The 961-nt window shown below is 42.6% G+C and carries 2 protein-coding genes; both read left to right on the top strand.

The features are described 5' to 3' along the window. Positions 1–28: 28 nt before the first annotated feature. Positions 29–517: a helix-turn-helix domain-containing protein gene (locus AB4161_RS22330; protein WP_017059446.1), complete on the top strand. Its 489-nt coding sequence runs from the start codon at positions 29–31 to the stop codon at positions 515–517. Further along, on the top strand, positions 483–961 hold a 479-nt coding region (locus tag AB4161_RS22325; protein ID WP_171733700.1), incomplete at its 3' end, for an IS630 family transposase. The genes AB4161_RS22330 and AB4161_RS22325, both read left to right, overlap by 35 nt.

Below are 961 nucleotides of genomic sequence, written 5' to 3'. Positions count from 1 at the left end.
GATTGATGAATTATTGTGAAATTTAGCCATGGATAGCCTTAATAACACTGACTTCAAAAAGCTTGCGAGCCAGCAAAAAACCATTCAGATGAAGATGCGTTTACTTGCGCTCGCACACTTTAAAGACGGCCTCTCTCGTACACAAATTGCAAAATCTCTCAAAGTCAGTCGAACCAGTGTCAATAAATGGGTTCGGATTTTTTTTGAAGAAGGCCTAGAAGGACTTCAAGAAAAACCTCGGACTGGTAGGCCTGCATACCTCACCGATGAGCAGCGGGCTCAACTCAGTGCCTTCATAAAAAAAGAAGCTGAATCACCTTCTGGTGGCCGCCTTGTTGGAAGCGATATACATGACTACATCGTTAAACACTTTGACAAGCACTACCACCCTAATTCCATCTATTATCTCCTCGACCACATGGGTTTTTCTTGGATAACTTCTCGTTCCAAACACCCTAAACAATCACAGCAAATACAAGACGATTTTAAAAAAATTCCAAATCGAAACGATCCTTAAGATCCCCGGCCATATTGGGCTAGAGAGTGTTGATGTCTGGTTTCAAGACGAAGCTAGGTTTGGTCAGCAGAACACAACAACACGTCTTTGGGCTACTCGTGGAACGAGACCTCGCGTAGTAAAACAGCAGCAATTTGAATACGCTTATTTGTTTGGCTCAGTGTGCCCATCGAGAGGGATTGGTGAGGCAATGGTCGTCCCTTGGGTTAACAAAGACATCATGATAAACCATCTAGAGCAGATATCTAAAGTCACAGAAAAAGACCGTCATTCAGTGGTAATAATGGATGGCGCAGGATGGCATACCGATGATATTGCTAACCCATTTGATAATGTCAGTATTATCAAATTGCCGCCATACTCACCAGAGCTTAACCCTATAGAGCAAGTGTGGAGTTGGTTAAGGCAACACTATCTAGCAAACCAAAACTTCATTGATTATAA

Source organism: Vibrio sp. 10N.286.51.E5, assembly GCF_041469125.1.
GTDB classification, from domain to species: Bacteria; Pseudomonadota; Gammaproteobacteria; order Enterobacterales; family Vibrionaceae; genus Vibrio; species Vibrio crassostreae_C.
This window is presented reverse-complemented; position numbering and strand designations above follow the sequence as displayed.

Bases quoted from the DNA above. Each gene is read 5' to 3' on its own strand.
- AB4161_RS22330 (WP_017059446.1), top strand. From the start codon at position 29: ATGGATAGCCTTAATAACACTGACTTCAAAAAGCTTGCGAGCCAGCAA.